This window comes from Ramlibacter humi, assembly GCF_004681975.1.
GTDB classification, from domain to species: Bacteria; Pseudomonadota; Gammaproteobacteria; order Burkholderiales; family Burkholderiaceae_C; genus Ramlibacter; species Ramlibacter humi.
Genome location: NZ_SMLK01000009.1, coordinates 40,436 through 66,040, shown reverse-complemented (window position 1 = coordinate 66,040; position 25,605 = coordinate 40,436). Strand labels below are relative to the sequence as shown.

Below are 25,605 nucleotides of genomic sequence, written 5' to 3'. Positions count from 1 at the left end.
CCCCTCAGGCGGCTGGCTCGTGGGCCAGGAGTTTGTCTTCCAGCGCGGTGCGGACGTCGTCCCACTCGTCGCGCACGATGCTGTAGATCGCGGTGTCGCGCATGCGCCCATCACGCATGCGGTAGTGGCGGCGCAGCAGGCCTTCCTGCCGCGCGCCCAGGCGCTCAATGGCGGCGCGTGACTGCGCGTTCAGCGCGTCGGTCTGGAATTCGACCCGTTCGCACTGCCATTCCTCGAAGGCGAACCGCAGCATCAGGTACTTGGCTTCGGTGTTCACGTACGTCCTCTGGAACGAGCGCGCGATGAACGTGTAGCCGATCTCCAGCTTGCCGTGATGGGGCGCGATATGACGGTATCGGGTGCTGCCGGCCACCTGTGCACTGGCACTGTCGACGATGGCGAAGGCGAGTTCGGTGCCCGCGGCCGCGCCGGCCTCGGCCTGGTCCAGGAACCGATCCAGTTCCTGCGGCTGCGGGACGAAGGTGTAGGGGTTGGACCACAGCGCCCCGTTGTCGATGGCCTGCATCAGCCCAGGCAGGTGCGCCTGGGCCAGGGGCTCGAGCCTCACGTGGCGCCCCTCCATCAATACTTGCCGGTCCAGCATGGCGCGCGACTGTAGCCAGGGCAGCGGCCGCCGCAACCCATTCCCGAGAGGGCGGGCGGCCCACTAAACAGTTCGGTGAATCCGAGGACATACGGGCACCATCCGGAACGACCGATGGAATTTCGGGGGAGGCTGGCCGGCCACCGGCGGCTGCCAGCGTCCCGCCAGCATGACCAATGGAGGTTCGACATGAAGCCTGAGCACAAGCCTGCCCAAGTCCTCGCCACATCCGCGTTCGCCGCCGTGCCCAACGCCGCTCCAGCCGCCCGCAAGGCCTGGGCCGTGAACTTCACAGTTCCGGCGCCCCAGGCCATGCCGTCCGACCGTCTTAAAGCCCGCGCCGAACTGGTGCGCAGTGCCCTGTGTACCGGCGGCGGCGGCGGCATCTACTGACCAGCCGCATCCTGCTAGGGCGCTGCCCGTGCCATGAGTGGCGCGGGCAGCTTCCGGTTTGCAAGGAAGTACCCGATGTATCTGCGATCCAGCTTGTACGACGCATTGGCGCAGGTGGACGACGGCGACTGGCAGCAGGTGCTGCAGCGCCATCCTTTCTGGCAGGCCGAAGGCTCGCGCCTGGATGGCGAGCACCAGGACATCGCGTTCCACATCCTGATGCACGAAGGCGAACTGGGCGACCACCTCGCGCCTTCCGATGCTGCGTTCGAATTCGATGCGGTGCCCGTCCCGCCTCCGGTGTTCCAGGATCCCGATCTGGCCGCGCGCGTGCAGCACTGGTCGGACATGCATGCGGCCAACTACGGGCCCGGGCTCACCATCAAGATGGGCCTGTACGTCATTCGCGCGGGCGGCACGCTGGGGTTCCATGTGGACGGGCCGGTGTTCCTGAAAGGAATGCGGGTGGACCTGTCCGACGAAACGGTCCAGCGCGGGCTGGTCGAAGTGCAGGCGTCGCATCGCACCATCCTGCCGCTGCGGTTCAATGAAGACGACCGATTCATGGTCTGCGGCTTCCGGGCCCCGCTGCGGCGTGGCGAGCTGTTCGAATTCAACAACGTGCTCCCGCATGCCTACTTCAACCGCGGCAGCGGCCATGCGGTCCTGCTGGTGACCACTTACCTCGAGGAAGCGCTGCTCCCGGCGCAATTCGACTACCGGGCCGCAGTGCCCGCCTGAACCGCCATGGCCTACCGGTTCCTGGAACCCAAGATCGAGACCGACCAGCCCGGAGGCCCGCGGCCCAACCTGGCCCAACCGGACGTCTACACCACCGTGGCGCTCGCCCCCGACACCTGTCGCCAGATGGCGCGCGCGGTGCTGCAGGCGCATGGCGCCGGGCAGAGCTGGGAATCCCCCACCCGGTACGCCCCAGGACACTCTTCGCCTTGGGACATCAACGGCAGGTTCCGCAGTTCCAGGAACCTGAAGACGGACCTGCCGGGGCTGGACAGCGCGTTCGACGCGCTGGACCGCCACGCACTGCAGGCCTTCCCGCTCCTCGGGCTGGATGTGCGGCATTCGGTGCCGCGCCGGATCAGCGACCAGTGCATCTTCTATGGCGCCGGGGATCACCTGGGCGACCATGCCGACGACAGCGACAGTTTCCAGGACGACCACGGCCGCACGGTCTGGACCGTGATCAAGCCGCAGCGCCACCTGGTGGGCGTGTTGTGGCTCACCACACAGACCGCCGACGGCGCCGGTGAGATGGAATTCGCCGGCGGCGAACTGCGCTTCAACTCGCTGGTGGACGAAGCGACCGGCCAGCCGATGGCCGTTCCGCCCACGGCCGGCAAGCTGGTGGTTTTCCCGGCAACCGCCTGGTTCCGCCACGAAGTGCTGCCGGTGCGGGCCGGCACCCGCATCACCGTGACGCGGTGGTGGGAGGTGGTGCCTCGTGAAGCTTCGGCGGGAACAGGCTGAAGTGGCACTGCAGCCACAAACGCAGCTCCTTCACCAGGAGCATTGGCCCACCACCGGCTTCGACAGTGTTCAGCCCGGCGTCTTCCGCGCTTCCACCGTGTTCTTCCCGGACATGGCCGCGTGGCGGCAGCGCGATTGGCTGTCCAAGGACCGTTTCATCTACGGGCCGCACGGCACTCCCACGACGTTCGAGCTGGAGGCGCGCATTGCTCACCTGGAAGGCGCCGCCCACGCGCTCCTGTGTGCCAGCGGGCTCAATGCCATCGCGCTGGTGCACATGGCGCTGCTGCGCCCAGGCGACGAAGTCGTCGTTCCCATCAACGTGTACCCCGCCCACCGCGCGCTGCTGACCGGCGAGCTGGCGTCCTGGGGCATCCAGGTGGCGCTGTATGACCCCACCGACCTGTCCACCCTGCGTATCGGCGAGGCCACGCGGCTGGTCTGGGTGGAAGCACCGTGCTCCATCACCATGGAATTCCCCGACGTGCCCGCGATCGCCGCGGCGGCGCGGCAGGCGGGCGTGCTGACGGCATTGGACAACACCTGGGGCGCCGGCGTGGCGTTCTGTCCGTTCGACCTGGGCATCGACATCTCGGCGCAGGCGCTGACCAAGTACGCCAACGGCGCAGGCGACGTGGTGATGGGCAGCGTGTCCGTGCGGGACAAGTCGTTGTACGACGCCCTCAAGCGCTGCTCTGCGCGGTTCGGGCTGCACGTGCCTGCCGGGGAAGCCGAAGCCGTGCTTCGTGGCCTGCAGTCGCTGGCGGTCCGGTATGCGGCGCACGATCGCACCGGCAGGCTGCTGGCGCGACACCTGGCCGGTTCCGGCGCCGTGGTCGAAGTGCTGCATCCGGCCCTGCCGGGCGCGTGCGGCCACGAATTCTGGCAACGCGACTGCCGCGCTGCCGCGGGCATCTTCTCGGTGGTGTTCGATGCGAAGTATTCGCAGCAGGACATCGACGGGTTCATCGACGCGCTGCAGCTGTTCCGCATCGGGTTCAGCTGGGGCGGCCCGGTGAGCCTGGTGCTGTCGTATGGGCGGGACGTCGCCAGCTTACGGCCCTTGGCGGGCGAACTCGTGCGTTTCAGCGCGGGGCTGGAAGCGCCGGAAGACCTGCTGGACGACTTGTCGCAGGCGCTGGCGCTGCTGCTGTGACGTCGTCCCGTTCAGCGCGCAGCCAGGGCCTGGTCGATGTCCCCCAGCAGATCCTCGATGTGCTCGATGCCCACGGACAACCGCACCAGGTCTTCGGGCGTGCCGCTCTTTCGCAGGTCTTCCGCCGACAGCTGCCGGTGAGTGGTGGAGGCCGGGTGACAGACCAGCGTCTTGCAGTCGCCCAGGTTGGTGGACCGGCGCACCAGCCGCAACCTGTCCTGGAAATCGGCGCCGGCTTGGCGTCCGCCGCGCACGCCGAAGCTGAGCACCCCCGAAGCCCGGCCACCCATGTAGCGCTGGCAAGCGCCATGATCGGGGTGGGCCGGCAGGCCGGGGTAGCTGACCCAGGCGACCGCCGGATGCTCCGACAGGAATTGCGCAATCAGTCCCGCGTTGAAGCAGATGCGGTCCATGCGCAGTGCAAGTGTCTCGATGCCCTGCAGGATGAGGAAGGCATTCAGCGGCGCCAGCACGGCACCCATCGTCCGCAGCGGGCCGTTGACGCAGCGTGCTGCGAAAGCCTGCGCGCCATGGGCGTCGACGAACGACTGGCCCCGCACGCCGTGTTCGGCACGCGTGAGCCGTGCAAAGCGGTCACCGTGGGCGGCCCAGGGAAAGCGGCCGCTGTCCACGATGGCGCCGCCCAGTGCGATGCCATGCCCGGCCATGTACTTGGTCAGCGAGTGCACCACCACGTCGGCGCCGTGCTCGAAAGGGCGGCACAGGTATGGCGTGGCCAGCGTGTTGTCGACGACCAGCGGCAGCCCGGCGGCATGAGCCAGTTCGGCCAGCGCTGCCAAGTCGGCGACGTGCCCCGATGGATTGGCCAGGGTCTCGCAGTACACCGCCTTCGTACGGCTGTCGATGGCCTGCCGGAATTGGTCCGGCCGGTTGTAGTCGCACAGGCGCACCGAGATGCCGTATTGCGGCAAGGTCTGCGCCAGCAGGTGGTAGGTGGTGCCGTACAGCGAACTGGCCGCCACCACGTTGTCGCCGGCTTCGGCGATGGCCATCAGCGCACAGGCGACCGCTGCCTGGCCGGAGCCGGTGACGGCGCCACCCACGCCTTGTTCCAGCGCGGCCACGCGGTCGGCCAGCACCTGCCCCGTGGGATTGCCCAGCCGCGTGTAGACGTACCCGTCGATCTTGTGGTCGAAGAGGTCCGCCGCATGGGCCGAGTCGTCGAACGCGAACGCGGCGGTCTGGTAGATGGGCAATGCCACCGCGCGTTGGTGTGCTTCGGGGCCATAGCCTGCGTGGACCATGGAGGTCTCGAGCCGCCAGAAATCTTCCATGCCTGGTGTTCCCCCTGTGTGTTTTCAGCAGAAGGGGTGGACCCGGCCGCCACCCGCTTCGATGTTTTCGAGCATGCCCAGCGGGAGCAGCCCATGGCCGAAAGCCATCGGCACCAGTCCCGGGGCAACCACGCGCACCGTGTGCAGCGCAATGCCTTCGATCAAGGATACGGCATGCGGCACCGTCAGGTCCATCCAGCAAAGCGAGTGGCCGCGCATGCGCAGGCGCTGCTGCAGTTCGGCGACGTCCCGCGAAAGGGTCGCGGCGACTTTGCTGAACGCGACGCCGTTGCCCAGTCCCGCGGCCAGCAGTGCATCCGCATCGCGGAAATGGGCTCGCGTGGCGTACAAGGCGCCGTGATCTGCCGGGCCGCGCACTTGCACGGGAGCGATCGGGACTTCAGGCACGCCTTCCAGCCTGGCGCGCGCCATCGTTTCCAGTTCGTTCATCGCGCTTTCCAGCGCAGCGTCGGCGTCGAAGCCGCACGCACTTCCCACACATGTGAAGGCCCGCTCGTCGTGCTGCGCCCACGCGAGCAGCGCCGGCTGAACACCCAGCGTGAGCCACTGCGCGCCTGCGCGGCAGCCGGCATGCCGGAGGTCTGCCAGCCTGCGACGTGCACGGCCGGGCAGCGACTCATCGTCGATCTCGGCACCCGGTGCCTGGCGCAGCCAGTGCCGCATGAAGGCATCGCGCTCGACCAGTTCCAGCGTTGCGCGGCCAATCGCGTCGCCCACGCTGGCGCCGGTGGCGCAGCCCGACGTCGTCGCGGAAGTCACCAGCCGCCGGCGGTATGCGGCGTCGAAAGCGTCGGACAGGCACGCGCAGTCGGCGAGCACGAACGTTGCCCGGCCGTCGTCCATCGATTCCGCCGGAATCCACCAGCGCTGCTCACCGGCATCGAGGCGGACGAAGGGGAAGGTCGGCGACGCGTATTGCGCATCGGCGTAGCGAACGAACAGGTCCGGGTGCATCCAGCGGGGCAGGGCGGCCGCGGCGGATCGAACGGCCGACGGCGGCAGGCTTTCGCACGCATGCCGCTCGACGGCTTCGGCAACGGCCTTCAGGCCCGCCAACTGCAGGTCGGCATCGCGCCCCCAGCCTTCACTCTGTCGGCCGCCTGGCCACTGCAGCCGCGCCCGCGCCAACTGGAAGCTCGCATCCGCCAAGGCATCGATGCGCTCGACCTGCATCACGGGGCGCATCCCCACGAAGGAAACTGAATGGCTGTCTACATCCACGTCACGTTCAACCACTTGATGGCGATCCAGCGATGGATCAAGGCGGAGGGTGGCCAAGCGACCCTGGACATGTCGGATCTCACCCTGGAGGTGAAGCATCGCGGTCGCTACTACCGCATGTACCCGATATTCCAAGGGACGGTGCAGGGCCGCCTGGTGCATCTGCCGGCGTTGACGCCGGACGCGCGCGGTTTCGGCGGCTGGCGGCCCTACACCACGATAGCGCACCCTTGTTCTACCGACAAGCAGATGTTCAAAGCCCACCTGCGGCAATGCGGCATCCGCACGCCGGCCACATGGGGGTCCGCCGCCCAGCCGCCTGCGATGGACTACGTGCTGAAGCCCCGCATAGGCTCTTTCGCCCGCGGATTGACCGGTCCCTATCGCGCCGGCACGCCGGTGCGCATCGAGGACCACGAAGTGAATGAGCACGGCAGCCTGTTCGCCGAACAGTTCGTGCAGGGCCACATGATCAAGGCGTGGTTCTGGGGCAGCCGCCCGTTCTTCGCCCATATGGACCCGTTCCCGGAGATCACGGGCGATGGCCGCTCCACCGTCGAAGACCTGCTGCGCCGCAAGGTGGGGCGGGGCCGCCGGAAGTGGGAGGACTTCGAAGACCTTCCTACTGCGCGCGACTGCCTGGCCTTTCAGGGGCTCCGCATGGACGACGTGCTGGAAGACCAGCGGCAAGCGTGGGTGGACTTCCGCTATGGCCCGCGTTATGCCGGTAGCAAGCTGGGTGCCACCGCGGAAAGCGACAACGCGCTCGACGAGCTATTGCGGCGCACAGGCAGGCAGTTGCACGAGATGGGCAGGGCCCTGGCCGAACTGCTGCGCAAAACGATGCCGGTTCCGATCATGCTGACGGCCGACGGCATGCTCGACCAGGACAACAACCTCTGGTGGCTCGAGATGAACACCAACTCGCTGATGCCGCCGGAAGGCTATGCGGCCATGTTCGAGGATCTATTCGCGTGAACCGGCGCTTGCATCGCCGTTGCAAAAAGGAGGGAAATTCATGACCAGCCAGATTCAAGTCACGGGGCCGCTTCCCGGCGCAAGATTTGGCGCCACCGTGCGGCTGTCGGAACCGTTGGGCACTGAACTGCCGACAGGCTTGCCGCAGGCCCTCGCGGACGCGGGCGGTCTGCTGCTGATTCCGGGTCTTGGGGACATCGGCCGCGAGCCGCAGCTGCTGGTCAAGTTGAGCTACCTGTTCGGCACGGAAGTGGAAAACTACCGTGCGATCCTGAAAAGCCCGATGCTGTCGCACCCCAGCGCGCCGGAGATTTTCATGGTGACGAACATGATTCCGGGTTCACCGCCGTCGCCGGCGTTGCCGGTGCCACCGCTGACACCCGAAGGGCGGTTGCCGGTGCAGTACCCGCAGCGCTTCGGTTGGCACTCGGACCAGAGTTACCGCAACCCGGCGCCCGACATCTCCGTACTCTATGCGCAGACGCCGGTGGCGCGCGGACGCGGGCAGACGATCTTTGCTTCCGGCACGCTGGCGTACGACGCCCTGCCCGAGCACCTGCGCGAGAAGGTCGAGAACCTGCAGGGCATGCATTGCAAACCTGGTGCCGGCCGGGACCGGCGCAGCGCGGAATCCGGCAAGCCGTCCCCGGCGCTGGCGCCGGACCAGTTCGCGACTCAGCCCGTCGTGCGCATCCATCCGGTGACAGGGAAGAAATCGCTGTTCCTGTGCGAACGCGCCCAGATGGACTGGTTCGACGGCCCCTTCGTGGGCATGCAGCCAGGCCCCGATGGCGAAGGCGCGCGCCTGCTGGATGAATTGCTGGTGCACTACACGCGCCCGGAGTTCACCTACGTGCACGAATGGACACAGGGCGACGTGCTGGTGTGGGACAACCGCTGCCTCATCCACACCGCGACATGGTACGACGCCGCTGCCGAGCAGCGCATGATGTGGCGCACGACGGTTCGCTCCGATGGCGGCGCAACCGTGCCTTCATCCATGCCCGAGGTGGTTTCGCAGGGCGCAGGGTGATGCCCGGGTGAGGGCAACGAGAAATCCACCAGGGCCCGCACGCGAAACGCGGCGTCGGCGATCCAACTGCGCAGGCTGTTGCTCATGTGCGGATTGCACCGTCAGCGCCTCGCGTGATCGGTCGACGCCCTGAGGACGTTGGACGCCCCCGGCCTCACACCGTCACCATCCACCCCGCCGTCGCAATCAGCACCAGCGCCAACCCCCGGTTGAACCAGAGCAGCCTGCGCCCTTTCGCCAGCCACTCCCGCAGCAACGAACCGGCCGCCGCATAGGCGAGGTTGCTGATGAACGCGAACAGGATCATCACGGCGCAGATGATCGCGAGCCGCTGCCCCGGGTTCGTCGCGGGCTGCCCGCCCGCGTTCACCACCCAGCCTGCCGTCAGCGTGAGCGCCAGCATCCAGGCCTTGATGTTGACGAACTGCAGGCTCATGCCCTGAAGGAAGCTCACGTTCAGGCGGCGTTCGTCCACCTGGCCCAGCTGCGATGCCTGCGCCAGCCGCCAGGCCAGCCACAGCATGTAGGCGATGCCGAACACCTTCACGCCCAGGCGCAAAGCGGGCACACCGAGCACCAGCGCACCCAGCCCCAGGCCGGACGCGAGCATCAGCAAGGTCCAGCCGGCAGGGACGGCCAGGCAGAAGCGCAGCGCGCGGCGCAGGCCGTGGTTGGCGGCGAGGGCGGTGGACAGTGTGGTGTTGGGCCCGGGCGAGAAACTCATCGCCGTGCAAAAGAGCAGCAGGGCGGTCAGCTCCGACGTGCTCATGAAAAAAGTTTCGCCTGCGCTTGCATGCGGTGCACTGTAGGCGTTCGGGCAGGATACGGTCACTACAGTTCGCGGGCGCGTCGCGGCACCTGTATCGATCACGCAGGCAATACAGGGCTCGATGGACAGGGCTCGATCCGTTGCTGCCGAGCCGGTCAGCGGCCCGTCAGCGCGCGTGCGGCGTCACCGTCACGCCACTCGCCATGCTCCTACTGGCGGCGTGGACCCGCACCGGCCCCGGGTGCGGCCGGTGAGCGCTACCTTGGAAGCATCCCGAACTTCCCAAGGAGATTCCCATGAAAGCCTCTGTCATCGTCGTCCCCGCCTTGGCCGCTTGCCTGGCACTGGCGGCTCCCTTCGCCTCCGCCAAGGGCTGCCTGAAGGGCGCCGCGGTCGGCGGTGTGGCCGGCCACGTAGCGGGCAAGCATGGCGCGGTGGGCGCCGCGGCCGGCTGTGCCGTAGGCCACCATCGAGCCGCGAAGAAGGAGCAGAACGCGCAACAGCAGGCGCAGCAGCAAAGGGCCCAGCAGGGCCAGCAAGGCTCCTGATCCCGCTCAGGCCGGGCCGTCGTCGCGCGGCCCGGCCAGCTCGCCGAACAGCCACGCGGTGTAGATCGGCGCGGCCAGCAAGCCTGCCGGCCCGAACGCGGCCTGCAGCACCAGCATCGACGACAGCAGGATGCCCGCCGGCACCTGCGTGCGCCGGCCGATGAAGTGCGCGTTCAGCAGGTACTCGAGCTTGTGGATCGCGACCAGGTACACCAGCGCGGCGATCGCCACGCCGGGTGACACCGTCAGCGCCACCAGCAGGATGGCCGCGTTCGAGATCAGGTTGCCCACCAGCGGCACCATGCCCATGAACAGCGTCAGCACTACCAGCGTGCGCGATGCGGGCAGGTGCACGCCCGCGACCGGCAGCACCCCGAGCAGGTAGATCGCCGTGAGCACCGTGTTGGCCAGCGCGATGCGCAGCTGCGCCGCGACGACGTCGGCGAACGCGTGGACGAAGCGGCGCAGGGTCTGCACGACGCCGGCTGCATCCGGCAGCGCCTGTTCCAGCGGCCGTTGCACGGCGAAGAGCAGGCCCACGGCCGTGCCGACGAACACCTGCGCGGCGAACTCCAGCGCGTAGCGGCTCCAGCGCTGCACACGGTGCGAGTTGGCCCGCAGCCATTGCGACAGCATGTCCTGCAGGTCGGCCGCGGACTCGGGCAGGTGCTGCGCCATCGAAGGCGGCAGCGCGGCGCGCAGGCCGTCGATGGCGTCGGCCAGGAACTGCATCAGGCCGGCCAGGCCGCCGCGCGGCGTCCACACGGCATGCACCGCTTCCACCGCGCCCGCGATCGCCACCACCGCCACCAGCAGCGTCAGGCCGACGGTGGCAGCGGCGGACAGATGCGGTGAGCGCGGCATGTCGACCACCGCGCGGATGCGCCCGTACACGGCATACGCGGCCGCGCCCGCCAGCAAGGCGGGAAGCAGGTGCAGCCAGAGCACGAGCAGCAGCGCGGCGCAGACGGCCGCGAGCGCCACGGTGCGGGGGGAGAAGGTGGCGATCGCGCGCTCCTGTGGCTACCTCATCGCGCCGGACAGCTCCCCACCGACCAGAGGCTGGGCGTCCACTCCGGCGGGCTGTTCTCGTTCCAGGTGTTGTTCGAAGCCGGCAGCGCGACGTAGATCGTGCCGTTGCGCGTGACCAGGTCGCCGCCGAAGTAGCGCGTCGAGCCGTTCCATGCGGCCGGGCTGCATGCCGGCGCGGGTGAAGGCGCGGGCGTGGGCGCGGCCGTCGGTGCGGGCGTCGGTGCCGGAGTGGGCGTGGGCGCAGGCGTCGGTGCGGGTGTCGGAGCCGGCGTCGGCGCAGGCGTGGACGAGTCCAGGGCCCACAGGCTGGGCGTCCACTCCGGCGGGCTGTTCACGTTCCACGTGTTGTTCGAAGCCGGAAGCGCGACGTACACCACGCCGTTGCGCAGGACGCGGTCGCCGCCGAAATAACGCGTCGTGCCATTCCACGCGGGCGCCGTGCTCGGGGCCGGCGTCGGCGCGGGCGTGGGTGCCGGCGTGGGCGCGGGGGTGGGTGCAGGTGTCGGTGCAGGCGTGGGAGCCGGGGTCGGTGCCGGCGTCGGAGCGGGTGCCGGCGGCTGGGTGGGAGCCGGCGTCGGGGCAGGCGTGGGCGCGGGACTCGGCGCCGGCGTCGGCGCGGGGCAGCCGCCCAACGCCCACAGGCTGGGCGTCCACTCGGGCGGGCTGTTCACGTTCCATGTGTTGTTGGACGCGGGCAGGGCGACGTACGTGGTGCCGTTGCGAGTCACCAGGTCGCCGCCGAAATAGCGCGTCGTCCCGTTCCACAGCGGCGGGTTGCACGACGGCGCGGGCGCTGGCGTGGGGCTGGGCGCCGGCGTCGGCGCGGGGGAGGGCGCGGGTGCCGGGCCGCCCGCCGTGGCCATCGCCGAAGTTTCGCTCGAGCGCCCGCTCTGCGCCGAGCCGTTCACCGCCACCACCTGGTAGTAGTAGGTGGTGCCCGCGGTCACGGCGGTATCGGCGAAGGAGGTGCTCACCAGCCCGGTGCGGTACGGCTGCGCGCCTTCGCCGCCGGGCGTGGTGCCGCGGTACACGTTGTACGACGCGGCACCCGAAACGCCTGCCCAGCTCAGGTCCACGCGCCCCGTGCTGCCCGTGGCCTGCACGCCCGTGGGCGGTTGCAGCGGACCGGTCGCGAAGCGGTTCAGCACGTTGCGCGTCAGGCCTTGCGCCGCCGCGTCGACGTAGCCGCGGCCGCCGTAGTCGTCCACGCCCCAGCTCCACTGGATGCTGCCGGTGGCGAACACCACGGCGCCCGAAGGCGCCGTGTACGTCGCCATGTTCGAAATGCCGAAGGGATCGGGCGATGCGGCGATCACTTCCAGGCCGGCGGGCGAATAGCCGTTGTTGAACACCGCGTCGGTCTCGTAGCCCAGCAGGTGCACCAGCCGCGAGCCGGCCGACACGCCGGTGCCGGCCCAAGCCCAGTGGGTGGGCGCGGACACCACGATGTCGCCGTCGACCGGGTCGCCGTGGTACATCACGCCGACCAGCGCGTTCTCGGGCTGCGCCACGGGATCGTTCACGCCGTAGTTCGTCACCAGGTCGCGCCAGCGGATGGTGATGTACTTGTCGTTCGACGGATCACCGTCCAGCGCGTACGGGTCTTCCGAGGCGGCGAAGTCCTTGTAGCCGACCATCGTCCGGTTCGGGTCGCCGCCGCGGCCGGGCTCCAGGCGGATCTGCCAGTAGGCCTGGTTGGCCGAGAAGAAACCCAGGTGCACGCCGCTCGCGCGCGCGGCCTGCACGCCGGCGCGCATCTCGTAGGTCCAGTACTCGTCGTGGCCGGCCACCACGAACGCGCGGTGCCGCTGCAGGCGCGAGGCATCCGAGTGCACGTCCAGGTTCGTGAGGTAGCTGACGTCGTAGCCCTCGCGCTCCATGAAGCGGATGAAGTTGATCTCGAAGTTGAGGAACTGGCCCGACCCGGTGTCCGCGTAGGCCTGCCGCCGGTACGGCCGGTTGAACGACACCTTGCGCGCGGCGCCGTTGGTGCTGTTGAACGCGTACAGCGACTTGCCGCCCCAGTTGTTGTACGCCTGCCAGGTGGTCACCGCGTTCTGGAACAGGTAGGTGGACGTCGACGAGTCGTCGCGCACCGTGAACACGATGTAGCTCTCGGTGCCGCTGCTGGGCGTCAGCTTCACCAGGTACACGCCGCTGGCCCAGTCGGTCTTGTCGGCGCTGTTGGGAATGGCCAGGCGGTACGCCTCGGCCCAGTTCGCGTCGATCAGGCCGGTCTGCGGGTCGGGCGTGGGCTGCGGCTGCGGCGAGCCGGGCAGCGTCACGCTCATCATCTTGCGCGCGCCCCGGCCGCCGTACCAGCCGACGCGGTACACGGTCAGCGTGTACGTCGGCGCCGCGCAGTTCACGAAGAAGCGGATGGTCTCGCCGCGGTTGACGCTGGTGGCCGACGCGTAGCCTTCCACCGTGGGCGTGTCCGACAGCGCGGTGAGGCCCCAGTCGCTGTCGCCGGGCTTGGCGTTCTCCAACTGGACCACGTTCTGCGCCCACACGCCGCTGCTGCCGATGACGAGCACCATCGCGCCCACCCGCAGCCTGAGGATTTTCGAAGCCATGACGCTCCCTTTGCGCCACGTCGACCCGCATGGCTCAAGGGCATTCTGGGCAGCGCACGCACCGCGCGGGGGCGTGCCGCGCATGGATCGGCTGCTTTTACGCGCGGTTGCCCGATGAGCCCCGCGCGGCGTGCGGCAGTGCACAGCCTAGGCACGGTGCGGAACCGTTGCCTCGGCGCTGCGATGGAAACGGACCGCTGGGCAGCGGTCCGCGCGGTCACTGGGCCGTGATCCGCTTGGCCGCGGGCGTGGCGTCGAACAGCAGCTTGGCGGGCCAGGGCTGCCAGCTGGTGCCCAGCTCGGCCGTATTGGGATCGCCGTTGCGGGCGAAAGCCGCGAGGCTGGCCATCATCGCCGACGACAAGGCCAGGCGCCCGGGTTCGTTGGCCTTGCTGTTGGCCGCGTTGGAGAACAGCGAGGGGCCGAAGTTGCCGAAGAGGAACGGCAGGTCGAACGCGTGCGCCGCGCCGTAGATGGTGTTCCAGGGCGCCGGCTCCTGCGCCCAGTCGAACCGGTAGTACCAGACGTTGGACTGCTGCGTCTTGAGCGTGTTGAGCACGTTGTCGCGGCTCGGGCTCATGAACACAGAACCCAGCAGGTTCGCCTTCGCGGTCCAGCCGGTGACGGCCGTGGTGGACGGCGTGTACGCGGGGTCGAGGATGTCGGCCTCGGTCAGCGTGGACGGCGCATCGGGGTTGAACGCGGCCATCATGTTGAAGCGCGCCGCATCGGTGATGCGGAAGCCGGCGGGGCCGCCCAGCAGGGTGAGGAACGGCGCGAACAGCTTGCCCTCCTCGTTGGTATTGCTGGCCAGCACCGGCATCTTGTTGTAGCGGCCCGCGGCCATCGCGGCGATGGGGTCGGCCGGCAGCAGGTTGCCGTCGGGGATCGGGCCCGAGCCGGTGAGGCCGGCGGCCAGCAGGGTGCCCAGGATCGTGCCGGCGTCCTTGCCGCGCATGTAGGCCGCGATGTCGGCCGCGCTCTGCGTGGCGATGTAGGCCTGCGCGGATGCGAGATCCACCGCCTTGCCGTCGGCGATGAGCAGCCGGGCCAGCAGCGTGCTGGCCTGCGTGGCATAGGTGCTGGCCGGGTTCAGCGTGGGGATCATCCCGGGCGGCAGGTTGGTCGCCAGCGAGATGCCGCCGGAAATCGGCACTGCCTTGTGGAACAGCCCCTTGGCCGCCGGCGAGGCCATCAGCGCCCAGACGTTGATGGCGCCGGCCGACTGTCCCATCAGCGTGACGTTGCCCGCGTCGCCGCCGAACACGGCGGCGTTGCCCTGGATGAACTTCAGCACCTGCAGGATGTCCAGCAGGGCGAAGTTGCCCGAGTCCTCGGCCGTGTCGGTGCCGCCCTTGAGCTGGGCCAGGTTGAAGAACCCGAGCGGGCCCACGCGGTAGTTGGCGGTGACCACCACCGCGTTGGCCGCCTTGGCCAGCGCCGTGCCGTCGTACACCGGGTCGGCGGTGTAGCCCGAGATGTTGCTGCCGCCGTAGACGAAGAAGATCACCGGCAGGCCGGCTGATTGGGTGGCGGGCCGCCAGATGTTCAGCGTCAGGCAGTCCTCGCTGCCCACCGGCGTGTTCAGCGTGGTGGCGATCGTGCCGTCGTAGGTGTTGTTGCTGCCCGGGCCGTAGATGCGGCCGTTCTGCAGGCAGGCGTTGCCGAACTTCGTGACCTGCAGGCGCTGGGACCACGTGGCCGGCACGGGCGCCTTCCAGCGCAGGCTGCCCACCGGCGGCTTGGCGAAAGGGATGCCCTTCCATGCGTACGCGCCGGCGGCCTCGATGCCCGCCACCGGGCCCTGCGTCGTGTCGCGGTCGGTCGGTGGCGGGCCATCGCCGCCGCACCCCGCCAGCCACATCGCCGCCAGCGCCGCACCCAGCGCCGGTCCCACCCTGTTCATCCATCCCATGTTTCGCCTCCTGGTTCTGGGGGTCAACCCGGCTTGTGCCGGATCGACGCATCGACTCCAATGGCCGCAACCTCCCGCCGCGGCCGGACGGCAGTCTAGGAATCCGCAGCCGGCGGGCCGTTATCCCAACAACGCCAATCCATTGACCTCTCGCGCCAAGCTGCCGATGCAACGAACGAGCTCCTGCACCTGGGTGCGGGGGCTGGCGGAGATGTTCGCGGCCCGCGGCGTCGACGTGCCCCGCCTGTTCGCCGACGCCGGGGTCGCTCCCGCCCGGCTGGAGGACGCGTCGGCGCGTTTCGGCGCCGACGAGGTGTCGCGCCTGTGGGAGCTGGCGGTCCAGCGCTCGGGTGACGCGGCGCTGGGCCTCGACCGCGCGCTGACGCTGAAGCACGTGAACTTCGACGTCCTGGGTTACGCCATGCTCTCCAGTGCCGACCTTCGCTCCGCGCTGGGGGCCTTCGCCCGCTACCTGGCGCTGATCTCGGACGTCGCCACCTTCGAGCTGCAGCCGGCCGCCGGCGGCGCCGCATGGCTGGCGCTGGGCCATTGCGGCAACCTGCGGCAGGTGCCCCGCCAGCGCTTCGCCTACGGGTTGCTGTCGCTGCTCACGCTGTGCCAGTGGCTGATCCGCCGCGAGGTGGGCGCGCTGGCGGCCGAGTTCAAGTACGACGAGCCGCCCGAGCGCGCCGCGTACGACCGCGCGTTCGGCTGCGAACTGCGATTCGGGCAGTCCGAGAACCGGCTGCTGCTGGCGGCGGCGGACCTCGACACCGCCATCCCTTCGCGCAACCCGTCGCTGCTGGCATTGCACGAGCACGTCATGCGCGAGCGCCTGCAGTCGCTCGGGCGCGCATCCACCAGCTGGCGTGTCAGCGAAGAGATTCTCAGGCGCCTGCACCGCGGCGAGCCGCGGCGCGAAGATGTCGCCGCCTGCCTGGCGATGGCCGACCGCACGCTGCAGCGGCGGCTGCACGAGGAGAACACCTCATACCAGCAGCTGCTCGACGAGGCGCGGCGCGAGCTGGCCGCCAAGTACCTGGCCGACCCGCAGCACTCGCTGGGGGAAGTGGCGCACCGGCTGGGCTTCGCCGATACCAGCAACTTCGTGCGTGCGTGCAGGCGCTGGTTCGGCTTGCCGCCGGGCCAGTACCGCGAGCAGCTCGCGGCGCAGGCCGCCATCGCCGCCTGAGCGCCGCGTGCGCCTTCAGCTGATCGCCAGCCGCTCCCGCAGCATCAGCACCAGGTCTGTCTTCGCGACGTGGCCCAGCAGCCGGCCTTCGCCGTCGACCACGGGCAGGCGTTCGCCGGCATGGCGTTCGAACACCGCCAGCACTTCCCACAGCGGCATGTCGCGGCTGAGCCGCGGATAGCCGCCCTGCAGCAAGTCTGCCGGCCAGGGTGAGGCCGGGTCGTGCGGCTTTTTCAGTTCCGCAGCCAGGTCGTGCATGGCGATCGCGCCGAGGAAGCGGGCCTGCGTGTCGACGACGTACACGTGGCGCCACCGGCTCTCCAGCAAGGCCCGCTCGACCTGCTCGATGCTCTGGCCGGGCTGCACGGCGGGCGTGCCGGTGCGCAGCAGGTCGCCGGCCACGGCCAGCCGCGGGTCGGCAGCCGCCTTCTGGCGCTGGGACGAGGCGTAGACCGAGTCCGGCCGCAGCAGCCGCGACACCGCATACGCCAGCACGCACGCGAGCATCAGCGGCGCGACGACCGTGTAGTTCTCCGTCATCTCGAAGACCATCAGCACCGAGGTCAAGGGCGCGTGCGTGCTCGCGGCCAGGAAGGCACCCATCCCGATGGCCGCGCCGGCCGGCACCGGCAGGTGCGCGAAGGGCAGCGCCGCGGCCCCGAGCGCGAACAGCGCGCCGCTCACCGCGCCGACGAACAGCGTGGGCGTGAAGATGCCGCCCACGGCGCCGGAGCCGGTCGTCGCGGCCACGGCCGCGAGCTTGAGCAGCAGCACCAGCAGCAACGCCTGCCAGGCCCACTCGCCTTGCAGCACGCTGTTCACCACGCTGAACCCGTTGCCCCAAACCTGCGGCGACTGCAGCGAGAGAAGGCCGACGAGCAGGCCGCCGGCAGCCATCTTCAGCGGCAGGCTCGCGCGCCACGCGCCGAACGCGCGCCTGGCCAGGTCCAGCAGCCAGAGGTACAGCGGCGCCAGCAGCCCCACCAGGAGGCCGAGCGCGCCGGCGAGCAGCAGCTCGGGTGCCCGCAAGGCCGGCAGGTCCGGCATGCGGTACAGCGCGGCCGTTCCCACCAGCGCTGCCACGGTGGCGTGCGCGGTGACCGAGGCGATCAGCAACGGCGCCAGGGTCTCGGTGGCCAGCGACTGCAGCACGATCTCGGCGATGAACATCGCGCCCGCGATCGGCGTGCCGTACGCCGTCGTCAGTCCCGCCGCGGCGGCACAAGCCACCAGCAAGCGCCGGCGCGGCACGGGCATGTTCCGCCAGCCCGCGACCAGCGATCCCGTCAGTGCCGCCAACTGCACCATCGGCCCCTCGCGCCCGATGGCGCCGCCGCTGGCGACGGTGCACGCCGACGACAGCGCGCGCAGCAGCGAGGCCCGGGTCTCCAGTTCACCGCGGCCCAGCACGACCGCTTCCATGTAGTCGCCGTGCGGCGTGCGCCTGGGCAGGCGGCGGGCGATCACCAGCACGACGCCGGCCAGCGCGCCGCCCAGGGCGGGCGACAGCAGGCGCTGCCACCAGACCAGCCGCTCCGCGGCCTGCACCAGGCCGGCCGCCGGACCGTAGAGCAGGTGCTCGATAAGCACCAGGCCCTGCCGGAACGCGAGCGTGGCCAGCGCACCCGTCGCGCCCGCCACGGCCGCCCAGGCCAGCGTGCGCTGCCAGTCCGTCGGGCGAATCCGCTCCAGCAGCAGGAAGAGCGATTCGACGCGCTTTCTCATGGGGACAGGAGCGTACCGCGAGGACTTCGAAAGAGGCGGCGCAACCGCAGGCGGTGACGTCAGCCACAGGCCAGCGAAGTGATGGCCGCGAGCCGTAGACTCCGGCGGTGAGCCAAGAGACCAGCGCAGGAGAAACTTCCACGCGCACGCCGGCCCCGTCCGATGGGCTGCCGGTCCCGGACCGCTACTGGGCTATGGCCGCCAGCCTGCTGGGCATCGCGGTCTCGGTCATCGACAGCAGCATCGTCAACCTCGCGCTGCCCGACATCACGCGTGACCTGGGCGCTTCCGCCTCGGCTTCGGTCTGGGTCGTGACGGCCTACCAGCTCGCCATCCTGGGTTTGCTGCTGCCGTTCGCGGGCCTGGGCGAGCGGCTCGGCTACCGCCGCGTCTACCTCGGTGGCCTGGGCCTGTTCACGCTCTCATCGCTGGCCTGCGCCGCCGCGGTCAACCTGCCGATGCTCATCACCTCGCGCGCCGTCCAGGGCATCGGCGCGGCGGGCATGATGGCCGTCAACGCGGCGCTGGTGCGGCTGATCTACCCTGCGCGCATGCTCGGACGCGGCATCGCGCTCAACTCGGTGGTGGTGGCGACGTCTTCCGTCGCGGGTCCCTCGGTGGCCGCGGCCGTGCTGTCGGTCGCGTCCTGGCCGTGGCTGTTCGCGGTCAACCTCCCGCTGGGGCTGCTGGTCCTTTGGCTCGGGCGGCGATCGCTGCCGCACAGCGCCCGCCATGCGGCGGGTCCGCTGCGGCTGGCCGACGCGGCGCTCAACATCCTGATGTTCTCGCTGGTGTTCCTGGGCGCCGACACCATCGGCGCGCGCGGCGGCGCGGAACGCGCTTCGGTGCCGGCCAGCCTGGGCATCGTGCTGCTCGCGGCCGGCATCGCCGTCGGCGTCTTCTATGTGCGCAGGCAGCTGGCCCAGCCCCGCCCGCTGTTCCCCGTGGACCTGCTGCGCATCCCGGTGTTCGCGCTGTCGATGTGCACCTCGGTCACCGCGTTCGCGGCGCAGACCCTGGCGTACGTCGCCTTGCCTTTCCTGCTGCTCGAAAGCCAGGGGCGCACCCACCTGCAGGCCGGCCTGGTCATCACCGCGTGGCCGCTGGGCACCGTGTGCCTGGCGCCGGTGGCGGGAAGGCTGATCTCGCGCTACCCGGGCGGGCTGCTCGGCGGCATCGGCCTGGGCCTGATGGCATTCGGCCTGGCCGCCCTGGCGGTGTTGCCGGCGCAGCCTTCGGCGCTGGACATGGCGTGGCGGCTGGTGCTTTGCGGCGCGGGCTTCGGCCTGTTCCAGTCGCCCAACAACCACACCATCATCACCAGCGCGCCCATCACGCGGGCCGGCGCCGCCAGCGGCATGCTGGGTTCCGCGCGTCTGACGGGCCAGTCGGCCGGCGCGGTGATGGTGGGCGTCATCTTCGGCGTGCTGGGCGTCAGCGATGGCCGCGGCCCCGCCATCGCGCTGGCGGCCGCGGCGCTTCTGGCGGGGTCCGCGGCGGTGTTCAGCTCGCTGCGCCTGCGCCACGGGACGAAGCGGGATTCCTGAACGCGATGCACCCCGCCCGGATGGCGTGCGCAGCGGTCATCCGGCGGGGGTAAGCTATGAAGCCGGTAACCCCCTGAGATGTTTCTTCTTTTCGGCTCCCCCAGGCTCGGAGGTGACCACGGCGCCACGGAGGCGTTGCTCGACTGGCAACTGCCCGTCGCGTTGCTCGCCTACCTGGCACTGCGTCCCGGCTGGCACTCGCGCGAGTCGCTGGCGGTGCTGCTGCGGCCGGACGCCGGCTCGCGCGACGGCCGTGCCTACCTGCGAGGCGTGATCCACCGCATGCGCGACGCGCCCGGCCCGCTGGAAGGGCTGCTGATCGAGGACACGCGCCTGCGCTTCGACACCCCCACGGACGCCGCCGAGTTCGAGCTTGCGGTGCGCCAGGGCCAATGGCAGCTGGCCGTGCAGCTGCAGCACGAGCCGCTGCTGAGCCAGGTGGGCTCGTCCGGCGCCCCCGGGCTGGACGACTGGTTCTTCGAGGAACGGCAGCGGCTGCGCAAGCGGCTGGGTTCGGCGCTGATGGCGTGGATCACCGAGCGGCAGGGCGAAGGCCGCGATGCCGCCGAGCTGATGCAGCGCCTGGGCGAGCACGACGCGCAGGACGAGGAAGCCGTGCAGTTCCTGCTGGAGAAAGCCCGCACGCCGCTGGAGCGGTATGAAGCCGCCGCGGCGTTCCGGACGCTGCAGCGGCGGCTGGTGACCGAGTTGGGGCAGAAGCCCCTCGCGCGGACTTTCCAGCTGCATGACGCCCTGCAGGCCAAGGTGCAGGCCGCCCCGCCGCCGCCGGCGCCGGCCGCCGCTCCCGAACGCAAGGCCGTGGGCACGCCGAAGGACGACGCTCCCGCCGCCGTTCAACCCGTCGCGGCGCCCGGCTTGGCGCCGCTGGGGCGCACGGCGGAACTGGCCAGGATCGGATCACTCCTCGACCGTGGGGAGGCGCGCCTGCTCACGATCGCGGGATTGGGCGGCATCGGCAAGACGTGCCTGGCGCGCGCGGTGCACGCGCGGCTGCTGGGGCAGGACGCCGCTTGCGCCTGGGTGGACCTGCGGCCGGTGGACACGCTGCATGCTTTGCTCGACACCATCGCCGCCGGGGTCGGCATGCCGGCGCGCGACGGTTCGGTGCAGGAGCAGCTGGCGTATTGGTTCGCCGGGCGGCGCATGGTGGTGTTCCTGGACAACTTCGAGCAGCTGCTCACGCACGCGGGCGCGCTGGCCGGTTTGCTGCGCGGCGCGCCGGGCCTGCGCTTCGTCGTCACCTCGCGCGAACCGCTGCGGCTGCCCGAGGAACATGCCGTGGTGCTGCAGGGCCTGGACTGCCGCGGGCCGCAGTCGCCGGCCTTCCAGCTCTTCGCCCTGCACGCCGAGCGCCTGGGCCACAGCCTGGCATCGGCGGAACAGGGACCGGTGGCGGAGCTGGTGGAGTACCTGGAGGGCCTGCCGCTGGCCATCGAGCTGGCGACGAACTGGATCACCCTGCTGCCGGCGCCATCCATCCTCGCGGAGCTGCGGGCCGATCCGGGCTTCGTCGATTCCGCCGCCGCGCCGTCGGGCCGCAGCCTGCGTTCCGTCTTCCACGCGACGTGGCAGCAACTCGAGCCTGCCGAGCAGGACGCGCTGGCCGCGCTCTCCACCGTGCAGGGCACGATGGACCTGGAGGCGGCCCGCGCCATCGCGCAGGCCGACGCCGCCGTCTTCCTTCGCCTGGCGCACAAGTCGCTGCTGCAGCGGCTGGACGGCCGCTTCAACCTTCATCCGCTCGTGCGCGAGTTCGCGCGCAAGCTGGCGCGCAGCGAGGTGACGGGGCAGGCCGAGGCACGGCACGCAGCGCATTTCCTCGCCGAGATCGCCAGGCCGCCCGCGATGCGCTCGGGCGAGTTCGTCCCCGAGCGCGTCGCCGGCCTGCTGCCCAAGACCGAGGACATCGCCAAGGCGTGGCGCCACGCGGCCGACCACGGGCGCTGGGACCTGGTGGCGGCGGCGATGTCGAACCTCGGGATGTACCTGATGATGACGTCGCGCCTGGAGGATTCCGCGCGGCTGGCCGCGTATGCGCGCGCGTCGCTGGCGCCGGGCCATCCGCTGCAGGCCCCGCTGTCGGCGATGCAGGCGCTGGCCGCCTTCCGCCTGGGGCGCATCGACGAGGCGGAGGAAGTGGCTTCGGCCGCGCTGGCGCATGGCCCGGCGGGCGTTCCGGCGGTGCTGCTCAACATCGTCATGGCCCGCGTGAACCGCGGCCGGGAGCAGGGCGTCGTGCATGCCGAGCGGGCGTTCAGCGATGCGGCCAGCGAAGACATGGACATGCGCATGTGGGCCACCGACGAACTGGTGCAATGCCTGTGCGCCGTGGGCCGCGACGAGCAGGCGCTGCCCATCCTGGCCGCCAACCTGCCGCTCACGCGCGAGAACAACGCCATCTTCTACGAAGGGCGCACGCTGGCCTTGCTCGGCGCCGTGCGCACGGCGCTGGGCGACTGGCGCGAGGGTTTGGCGCGCCTGCACGCCGCGCTGGCCATCTTCCAGCGCATGAAGGACCAGTACCTGATCGGCCTTTGCCAGCGCGGGCTCAGCCTGGCCCACGCGCGCGCGGGCGACACCGCGAGCCAGGCCGCCGCGGCGCAAGCCGCGCTGCAGGCCTTCGAGGCCGGCGGCTTTCCGTTCGAACGAGCGGAAGGCCTGCTGCTGCTGGGAAAGGCACTCCAGGCGGCGGGCGACGACGCGCGGGCCGCGGACGCTCTCGGCGAAGCAATGCTGCTGGCCGTGCAGCGGGGGCAGGCGTCGGTGCTGGTGCGGTCGATCGCCAAGCTCGCGGGCGCGCACGGCAAGCTGGCGCGCCACCAGCGGCTGGCCGTGCTGGCGTTCGCCGGCCGCCAGCCGGACCTGCGGTGGCAGGACACGGCTTCGCTGCGCGCGCGGCTGGATTCGCTGCGCCCTTCGGCGGAAGAACTCGAGACTGCCCGCGCCGCGTCGGCGGAGTGGGACCTGGCGTACGTGTGCGGCCTGCTGTTGCCCGGCTGGAGCGCAAGCCCGGCAGCCTTGCTAGAGCAGCGCACCCGCCGCGGACGCGTCCAGTGAGCGCAGCCGCGCCAGCGCGCGGGCATGCACCTCGTCGAGCACCCAATCGGCCGACTCGCGCGCGCCCTGTTCGATCTCCGCTTCGGAGACGCCATGGCGCAGCAGGAGCTTGCGGACGATGGCCCGGTCCGGCCTGCGCGATTCGGGGCGCATCGTCGCGAAGCAGGCCAGCGCGATGCCCCAGGGCCTGTCGTCCGGCAAGGCCATGATGCCCAGGAACGAGAGGGCACGAAGCGCGACGGCGATGTTCTTCGCCTGCATGCTCTGGGCCAGCGCGGCGCCGTAGGCGTGGGCAGCCTCCGCGGCCTTGTTCATCTGCAGCGCGAGGCCGAGGGCGAACCAGCATTCGCCCAGCTCGTGGAGGTATCCCGCGGAGCGGAAAGTGTCCAGCGAAGTGCGCGCGGATTCCAGCTGCGCCGCCGGCTGGCCCAGGATGAACAGCGAATAGCTGCGGCACCGCAGCGCGAACGCCGTGTCGTACGCGAAGCCCGGCCCGTCGAAGATCTGCAGCGCCCGCTCCAGGTGCCCCAGGGCTTCGGCCCCCTGGCCGGAACCGTTGCACAACGCGGCCAGGTGGCAAAGCGAGCGCGCCTCCAGGTACTGCGCCTTGTGGGCCCGCGCCAGCTCCAGGCTGAGTGCCAGCTCCCTGCGGCCTTCCTGCACGTCGTCGAGCCCGAAGCGCGCATGCGCCGCTTCCTGCAGCGCGTGGATGCGGAAGAACACCGCATCCTCGGGCAGGCCTTCCAGCGCGCGGTGCGCATGCGCCAGGGCGGACGCATAGTCGCTTTCGAACCAGTCGAGCCGCGCCAGCGTGGACTCGAGCCATGAGCGCGCCGTGCCGCCGCAGCCCGCATCCAGCGCGGCGCGGGCGATGGTGCGCGCTTCGCCCATGCGGCCGAGGCGCACGCATGCGGCCGCGTGCAAGGCGGCGAGGTCAGCGCCAATGGAGCGGTCCTGCAGCCTGGCGGCGGCGTCGCCGCACAGCTGCGCAGCCTCCTCGTAGCGGGCCGTCATCAGCAGCAGGACGGAGAGCCTGGGCAGGGCCGTGCCGAGGACTCGCAGGTCACCGGCGGCGACCGCGAAACGCCAGGCCTTCAGGATGTCCTCGATCCGCGCGGCGAGGGCGCGCGCCGCCTCGGACATGCCGCACCCGAAGTGCAGCGAGGTTGCGCAGGCCACCTTCTCCAGGAAGAACGCCGAGTGGGCCTGCCGCGCCTGCGCCAGCACGCCGGCGCGCCCGCGGTGCTTGGCGTAGTCCCGCAGCAGCGGATGCAGGCGGAACCCGCTCACTCCCGACCGCTGCAGGAGCGAGCGGTGCACGAGCCCCAGGAGCACCGGCGCATCCGCGCCCGAGACCTCCCGCGCCTGGTCCAGCTCCATCGGGCCCATGAACACGGCCAGCCCGGTGAGCATGTCCTGTTCGATGGGTTCGAGGCGCTGCCAGGTGCTGTTCAGCACCGACTGCATGCTGCGCGTCTGGCCCATGGCTGCCGCGGAGGCGCCGTCCAGGAAGCCGGCGTCCGACCGAAGTTCCGCCAGGATCGCCTCCGGCTCCAGCAGCGTGGCCCAGTGCGCGGCGAGTTCGATCGCGAGCGGCAGGCCGTCGAGGTGGCCGGCGATGGCGGCCACGGCCCGAGAGTCGGCCACATCCACCCGGTAGCCCGCGCGTTCGGCGTGCAGGGCGAACAGGCGCGCCGCCGGCGAATCCGCCCCGTCGCAGGCCAGTCCATCCAGCCGGAGCACGTGCTCGCGCGGCAGCCGCAGCACCTCTCGGGAAGTGACGACGAACTGCACGCGCGGCGCGGCGCGCAGCAGGCGGTCCAGCACCTGCGCATGCGGCACCAGTTGCTCGAAGTTGTCGAGGAAGACGGTGAGCGTCCGGCCCGCCAGCCAGCGGGCCAGGTGGTCTTCCGCCGAACCTTCGGGCGCCGGCACGCCGAGCTGGGTCGAGGTGGCGTCCAGCAGGGTCTGCAGGCTGTCCGCCGCCAGCAGCTCCACCCAGGCGCACTCGTGGCCCTGCGCGGCCAGCGTGTCGAACAGGGCGCGTGCCAGCATCGTCTTGCCGGCGCCGCCGAAGCCGGCGATGGTGAGAAGCGGCGCTTTCAGCTCGCGCACGGTGCCCACCAGCGAGGCGAGATCGCGCTCGCGGCCCAAAGGCGGGGCAGGACTCGCTGCCGCGGTGGGTGCCGGTGCGCGCGGCGCCGTCTTCGCCGCGGAAGCAGCCGCGGCATCCTGCATGCGGCCATAAAGCGCGACGGTGGCCGCGAGCGGCTGCTGTCCCAGTTCATGGGCCAGCAGCCGCTGCAGGTCGGCGAAGGCGGCGGCCGCGGCATGGCGCTCCAGGGGGGTGGCCGCATGGGCCAGCACGAACTGGACGCCGTTCTCGTCCATCGGGTCTTCCGCCACGAGCCGGCACATGAGCCCGGAGCAGTCGGCGTGCTGCTGCCTGCGCTGCGTGATCAGCGCGATCATGGCCGCGCGCAACGACTGCTGCAGGCGGGAGCGCTCGCTGCCAAGCTGCTCGTCCAGCCGCGCCAGCCCGCAGTGGGCCGCCCGCGACAGCAGCGGCGCCCGCTGGACGTCGATGGCGCGCTCCCAGTCGCTTGCCGCGACCGCGTCCCTGAACCGTTGCACATCGCTGCCGCCGGCCCAGCGAACGCGGTCATCCTCGACCTCCAGGCCGGTCATGCCGGGGAAGGTGTGCCGCACCCGGTGGATGATTGCGCGCAGGTAGGTCTTGGCCGTCGCGGTGTCCGCGTCGGGCCGCACGAGGCCCGCTAGCTTCTCGCGCAGATGCCATGCGGGGTGGGCCGCCAGGTACGCCAGCAGCGCGGCACCGCGGGGCCACTCCAGCGGCGCGCTCACTCCGCCTGCCAGGCGCAAGGTGGGCGCGCCGAACAACCTCAGGTCGTCCTGGCGCGGCTTGTCTTCGATGTCCTTGCTCCTGTCCACCGCGCTGGCCCCGTCATCCTGCATGTCCGTTGTTCCTGCCACCTCGACCGTGGTGTCCCGGGATGGATTCTGGCGCACGGAC

Annotated in this window: 19 protein-coding genes; 10 read left to right on the top strand and 9 right to left on the bottom strand. The window is 70.6% G+C overall.

Features of this window, described 5'->3' with window-relative positions; translation table 11 throughout:
• Positions 1 to 4 precede the first annotated feature (4 nt).
• The gene (locus EZ216_RS19560) at positions 5 to 568 is read right to left on the bottom strand and encodes a GNAT family N-acetyltransferase (RefSeq protein ID WP_205959716.1); all 564 of its coding nucleotides are present in this window, start codon (positions 566 to 568) and stop codon (positions 5 to 7) included.
• Positions 569 to 793: 225 nt separating this feature from the next.
• On the opposite strand from EZ216_RS19560, the gene EZ216_RS19555 reads away from it, so the two are divergent.
• From EZ216_RS19555 to EZ216_RS19540, 4 genes are all read left to right on the top strand, one after another.
• Positions 794 to 997, top strand: a complete 204-nt coding sequence (locus EZ216_RS19555) for a hypothetical protein (RefSeq protein ID WP_135251475.1) — start codon at positions 794 to 796, stop codon at positions 995 to 997.
• Between the two features lie 75 nt (positions 998 to 1,072).
• Positions 1,073 to 1,738: a hypothetical protein gene (locus EZ216_RS19550; RefSeq protein ID WP_135251474.1), complete on the top strand. Its 666-nt coding sequence runs from the start codon at positions 1,073 to 1,075 to the stop codon at positions 1,736 to 1,738.
• 6 nt (positions 1,739 to 1,744) lie between these two features.
• A complete protein-coding gene (locus EZ216_RS19545) occupies positions 1,745 to 2,485 on the top strand; it encodes a 2OG-Fe(II) oxygenase (protein WP_135251473.1) in 741 nt (246 codons plus the stop codon).
• Position 2,486: 1 nt separating this feature from the next.
• Complete coding sequence (locus EZ216_RS19540) at positions 2,487 to 3,641, top strand: aminotransferase class I/II-fold pyridoxal phosphate-dependent enzyme (RefSeq protein ID WP_239024449.1); 1,155 nt, start codon at positions 2,487 to 2,489, stop codon at positions 3,639 to 3,641.
• A gap of 11 nt (positions 3,642 to 3,652) precedes the next feature.
• On the opposite strand, the gene EZ216_RS19535 is transcribed toward EZ216_RS19540, so the two are convergent.
• Complete coding sequence (locus EZ216_RS19535) at positions 3,653 to 4,936, bottom strand: O-acetylhomoserine aminocarboxypropyltransferase/cysteine synthase family protein (protein ID WP_135251472.1); 1,284 nt, start codon at positions 4,934 to 4,936, stop codon at positions 3,653 to 3,655.
• Positions 4,937 to 4,960: 24 nt separating this feature from the next.
• Complete coding sequence (locus EZ216_RS19530; RefSeq protein WP_167772982.1) at positions 4,961 to 6,130, bottom strand: YcaO-like family protein; 1,170 nt, start codon at positions 6,128 to 6,130, stop codon at positions 4,961 to 4,963.
• A gap of 30 nt (positions 6,131 to 6,160) precedes the next feature.
• Between EZ216_RS19530 and EZ216_RS21540 the strand changes: the two genes are divergently transcribed.
• Together EZ216_RS21540 and EZ216_RS19520 are read left to right on the top strand one after the other, a co-directional pair.
• Complete coding sequence (locus EZ216_RS21540) at positions 6,161 to 7,156, top strand: hypothetical protein (protein WP_167772981.1); 996 nt, start codon at positions 6,161 to 6,163, stop codon at positions 7,154 to 7,156.
• Between the two features lie 40 nt (positions 7,157 to 7,196).
• Positions 7,197 to 8,189 (top strand): TauD/TfdA dioxygenase family protein, encoded by a 993-nt coding sequence (locus EZ216_RS19520; protein ID WP_167772980.1) that lies wholly within the window; start codon positions 7,197 to 7,199, stop codon positions 8,187 to 8,189.
• 154 nt (positions 8,190 to 8,343) lie between these two features.
• Here EZ216_RS19520 and EZ216_RS19515 read toward each other — a convergent pair whose 3' ends face one another.
• Positions 8,344 to 8,958 carry a LysE family translocator gene (locus EZ216_RS19515; protein ID WP_135251468.1) on the bottom strand — a complete coding sequence of 205 codons (615 nt, stop codon included), beginning with the start codon at positions 8,956 to 8,958 and terminating at the stop codon, positions 8,344 to 8,346.
• A 296-nt stretch (positions 8,959 to 9,254) separates the two neighbouring features.
• Here EZ216_RS19515 and EZ216_RS19510 point away from each other — a divergent pair, with 296 nt between their 5' ends.
• Entirely contained in the window at positions 9,255 to 9,506 is a 252-nt protein-coding gene (locus EZ216_RS19510; RefSeq protein ID WP_135251467.1) for a hypothetical protein, read from the top strand.
• A gap of 6 nt (positions 9,507 to 9,512) precedes the next feature.
• Here the strand turns inward: EZ216_RS19510 and EZ216_RS19505 are convergent, their stop codons facing one another.
• The 3 genes from EZ216_RS19505 to EZ216_RS19495 form a co-directional block, all read right to left on the bottom strand.
• Positions 9,513 to 10,490: an AI-2E family transporter gene (locus tag EZ216_RS19505; protein ID WP_167772979.1), complete on the bottom strand. Its 978-nt coding sequence runs from the start codon at positions 10,488 to 10,490 to the stop codon at positions 9,513 to 9,515.
• Positions 10,491 to 10,534: 44 nt separating this feature from the next.
• A complete protein-coding gene (locus EZ216_RS21660; RefSeq protein ID WP_205959715.1) occupies positions 10,535 to 13,114 on the bottom strand; it encodes a N,N-dimethylformamidase beta subunit family domain-containing protein in 2,580 nt (859 codons plus the stop codon).
• Positions 13,115 to 13,331: 217 nt separating this feature from the next.
• Entirely contained in the window at positions 13,332 to 15,029 is a 1,698-nt protein-coding gene (locus tag EZ216_RS19495; protein ID WP_135251465.1) for a carboxylesterase/lipase family protein, read from the bottom strand.
• Positions 15,030 to 15,195: 166 nt separating this feature from the next.
• On the opposite strand from EZ216_RS19495, the gene EZ216_RS19490 reads away from it, so the two are divergent.
• The gene (locus tag EZ216_RS19490) at positions 15,196 to 16,221 is read left to right on the top strand and encodes an AraC family transcriptional regulator (protein ID WP_338050572.1); all 1,026 of its coding nucleotides are present in this window, start codon (positions 15,196 to 15,198) and stop codon (positions 16,219 to 16,221) included.
• 15 nt (positions 16,222 to 16,236) lie between these two features.
• Here EZ216_RS19490 and EZ216_RS19485 read toward each other — a convergent pair whose 3' ends face one another.
• Complete coding sequence (locus tag EZ216_RS19485; RefSeq protein WP_135251464.1) at positions 16,237 to 17,946, bottom strand: ClcB-like voltage-gated chloride channel protein; 1,710 nt, start codon at positions 17,944 to 17,946, stop codon at positions 16,237 to 16,239.
• Positions 17,947 to 18,140: 194 nt separating this feature from the next.
• Between EZ216_RS19485 and EZ216_RS19480 the strand changes: the two genes are divergently transcribed.
• A complete protein-coding gene (locus EZ216_RS19480; RefSeq protein ID WP_135251525.1) occupies positions 18,141 to 19,493 on the top strand; it encodes an MFS transporter in 1,353 nt (450 codons plus the stop codon).
• Positions 19,494 to 19,628: 135 nt separating this feature from the next.
• The gene (locus EZ216_RS19475) at positions 19,629 to 22,571 is read left to right on the top strand and encodes an ATP-binding protein (RefSeq protein ID WP_167772978.1); all 2,943 of its coding nucleotides are present in this window, start codon (positions 19,629 to 19,631) and stop codon (positions 22,569 to 22,571) included.
• Here the strand turns inward: EZ216_RS19475 and EZ216_RS19470 are convergent.
• Positions 22,536 to 25,547 carry an ATP-binding protein gene (locus tag EZ216_RS19470; RefSeq protein ID WP_135251462.1) on the bottom strand — a complete coding sequence of 1,004 codons (3,012 nt, stop codon included), beginning with the start codon at positions 25,545 to 25,547 and terminating at the stop codon, positions 22,536 to 22,538. The two genes, EZ216_RS19475 and EZ216_RS19470, sit on opposite strands and share 36 nt — an antisense overlap.
• Positions 25,548 to 25,605: the final 58 nt, after the last annotated feature.

Bases quoted from the DNA above. Each gene is read 5' to 3' on its own strand.
- EZ216_RS19555 (WP_135251475.1), top strand. From the start codon at position 794: ATGAAGCCTGAGCACAAGCCTGCCCAAGTCCTCGCCACATCCGCGTTC.
- EZ216_RS21540 (WP_167772981.1), top strand. From the start codon at position 6,161: ATGGCTGTCTACATCCACGTCACGTTCAACCACTTGATGGCGATCCAG.
- EZ216_RS19545 (WP_135251473.1), top strand. From the start codon at position 1,745: ATGGCCTACCGGTTCCTGGAACCCAAGATCGAGACCGACCAGCCCGGA.
- EZ216_RS19490 (WP_338050572.1), top strand. From the start codon at position 15,196: ATGCAACGAACGAGCTCCTGCACCTGGGTGCGGGGGCTGGCGGAGATG.
- EZ216_RS21660 (WP_205959715.1), bottom strand. From the start codon at position 13,114: ATGGCTTCGAAAATCCTCAGGCTGCGGGTGGGCGCGATGGTGCTCGTC.
- EZ216_RS19515 (WP_135251468.1), bottom strand. From the start codon at position 8,958: ATGAGCACGTCGGAGCTGACCGCCCTGCTGCTCTTTTGCACGGCGATG.
- EZ216_RS19495 (WP_135251465.1), bottom strand. From the start codon at position 15,029: ATGGGATGGATGAACAGGGTGGGACCGGCGCTGGGTGCGGCGCTGGCG.
- EZ216_RS19530 (WP_167772982.1), bottom strand. From the start codon at position 6,130: ATGCAGGTCGAGCGCATCGATGCCTTGGCGGATGCGAGCTTCCAGTTG.
- EZ216_RS19535 (WP_135251472.1), bottom strand. From the start codon at position 4,936: ATGGAAGATTTCTGGCGGCTCGAGACCTCCATGGTCCACGCAGGCTAT.
- EZ216_RS19510 (WP_135251467.1), top strand. From the start codon at position 9,255: ATGAAAGCCTCTGTCATCGTCGTCCCCGCCTTGGCCGCTTGCCTGGCA.
- EZ216_RS19485 (WP_135251464.1), bottom strand. From the start codon at position 17,946: ATGAGAAAGCGCGTCGAATCGCTCTTCCTGCTGCTGGAGCGGATTCGC.
- EZ216_RS19520 (WP_167772980.1), top strand. From the start codon at position 7,197: ATGACCAGCCAGATTCAAGTCACGGGGCCGCTTCCCGGCGCAAGATTT.
- EZ216_RS19480 (WP_135251525.1), top strand. From the start codon at position 18,141: ATGGCCGCCAGCCTGCTGGGCATCGCGGTCTCGGTCATCGACAGCAGC.
- EZ216_RS19470 (WP_135251462.1), bottom strand. From the start codon at position 25,547: ATGCAGGATGACGGGGCCAGCGCGGTGGACAGGAGCAAGGACATCGAA.
- EZ216_RS19550 (WP_135251474.1), top strand. From the start codon at position 1,073: ATGTATCTGCGATCCAGCTTGTACGACGCATTGGCGCAGGTGGACGAC.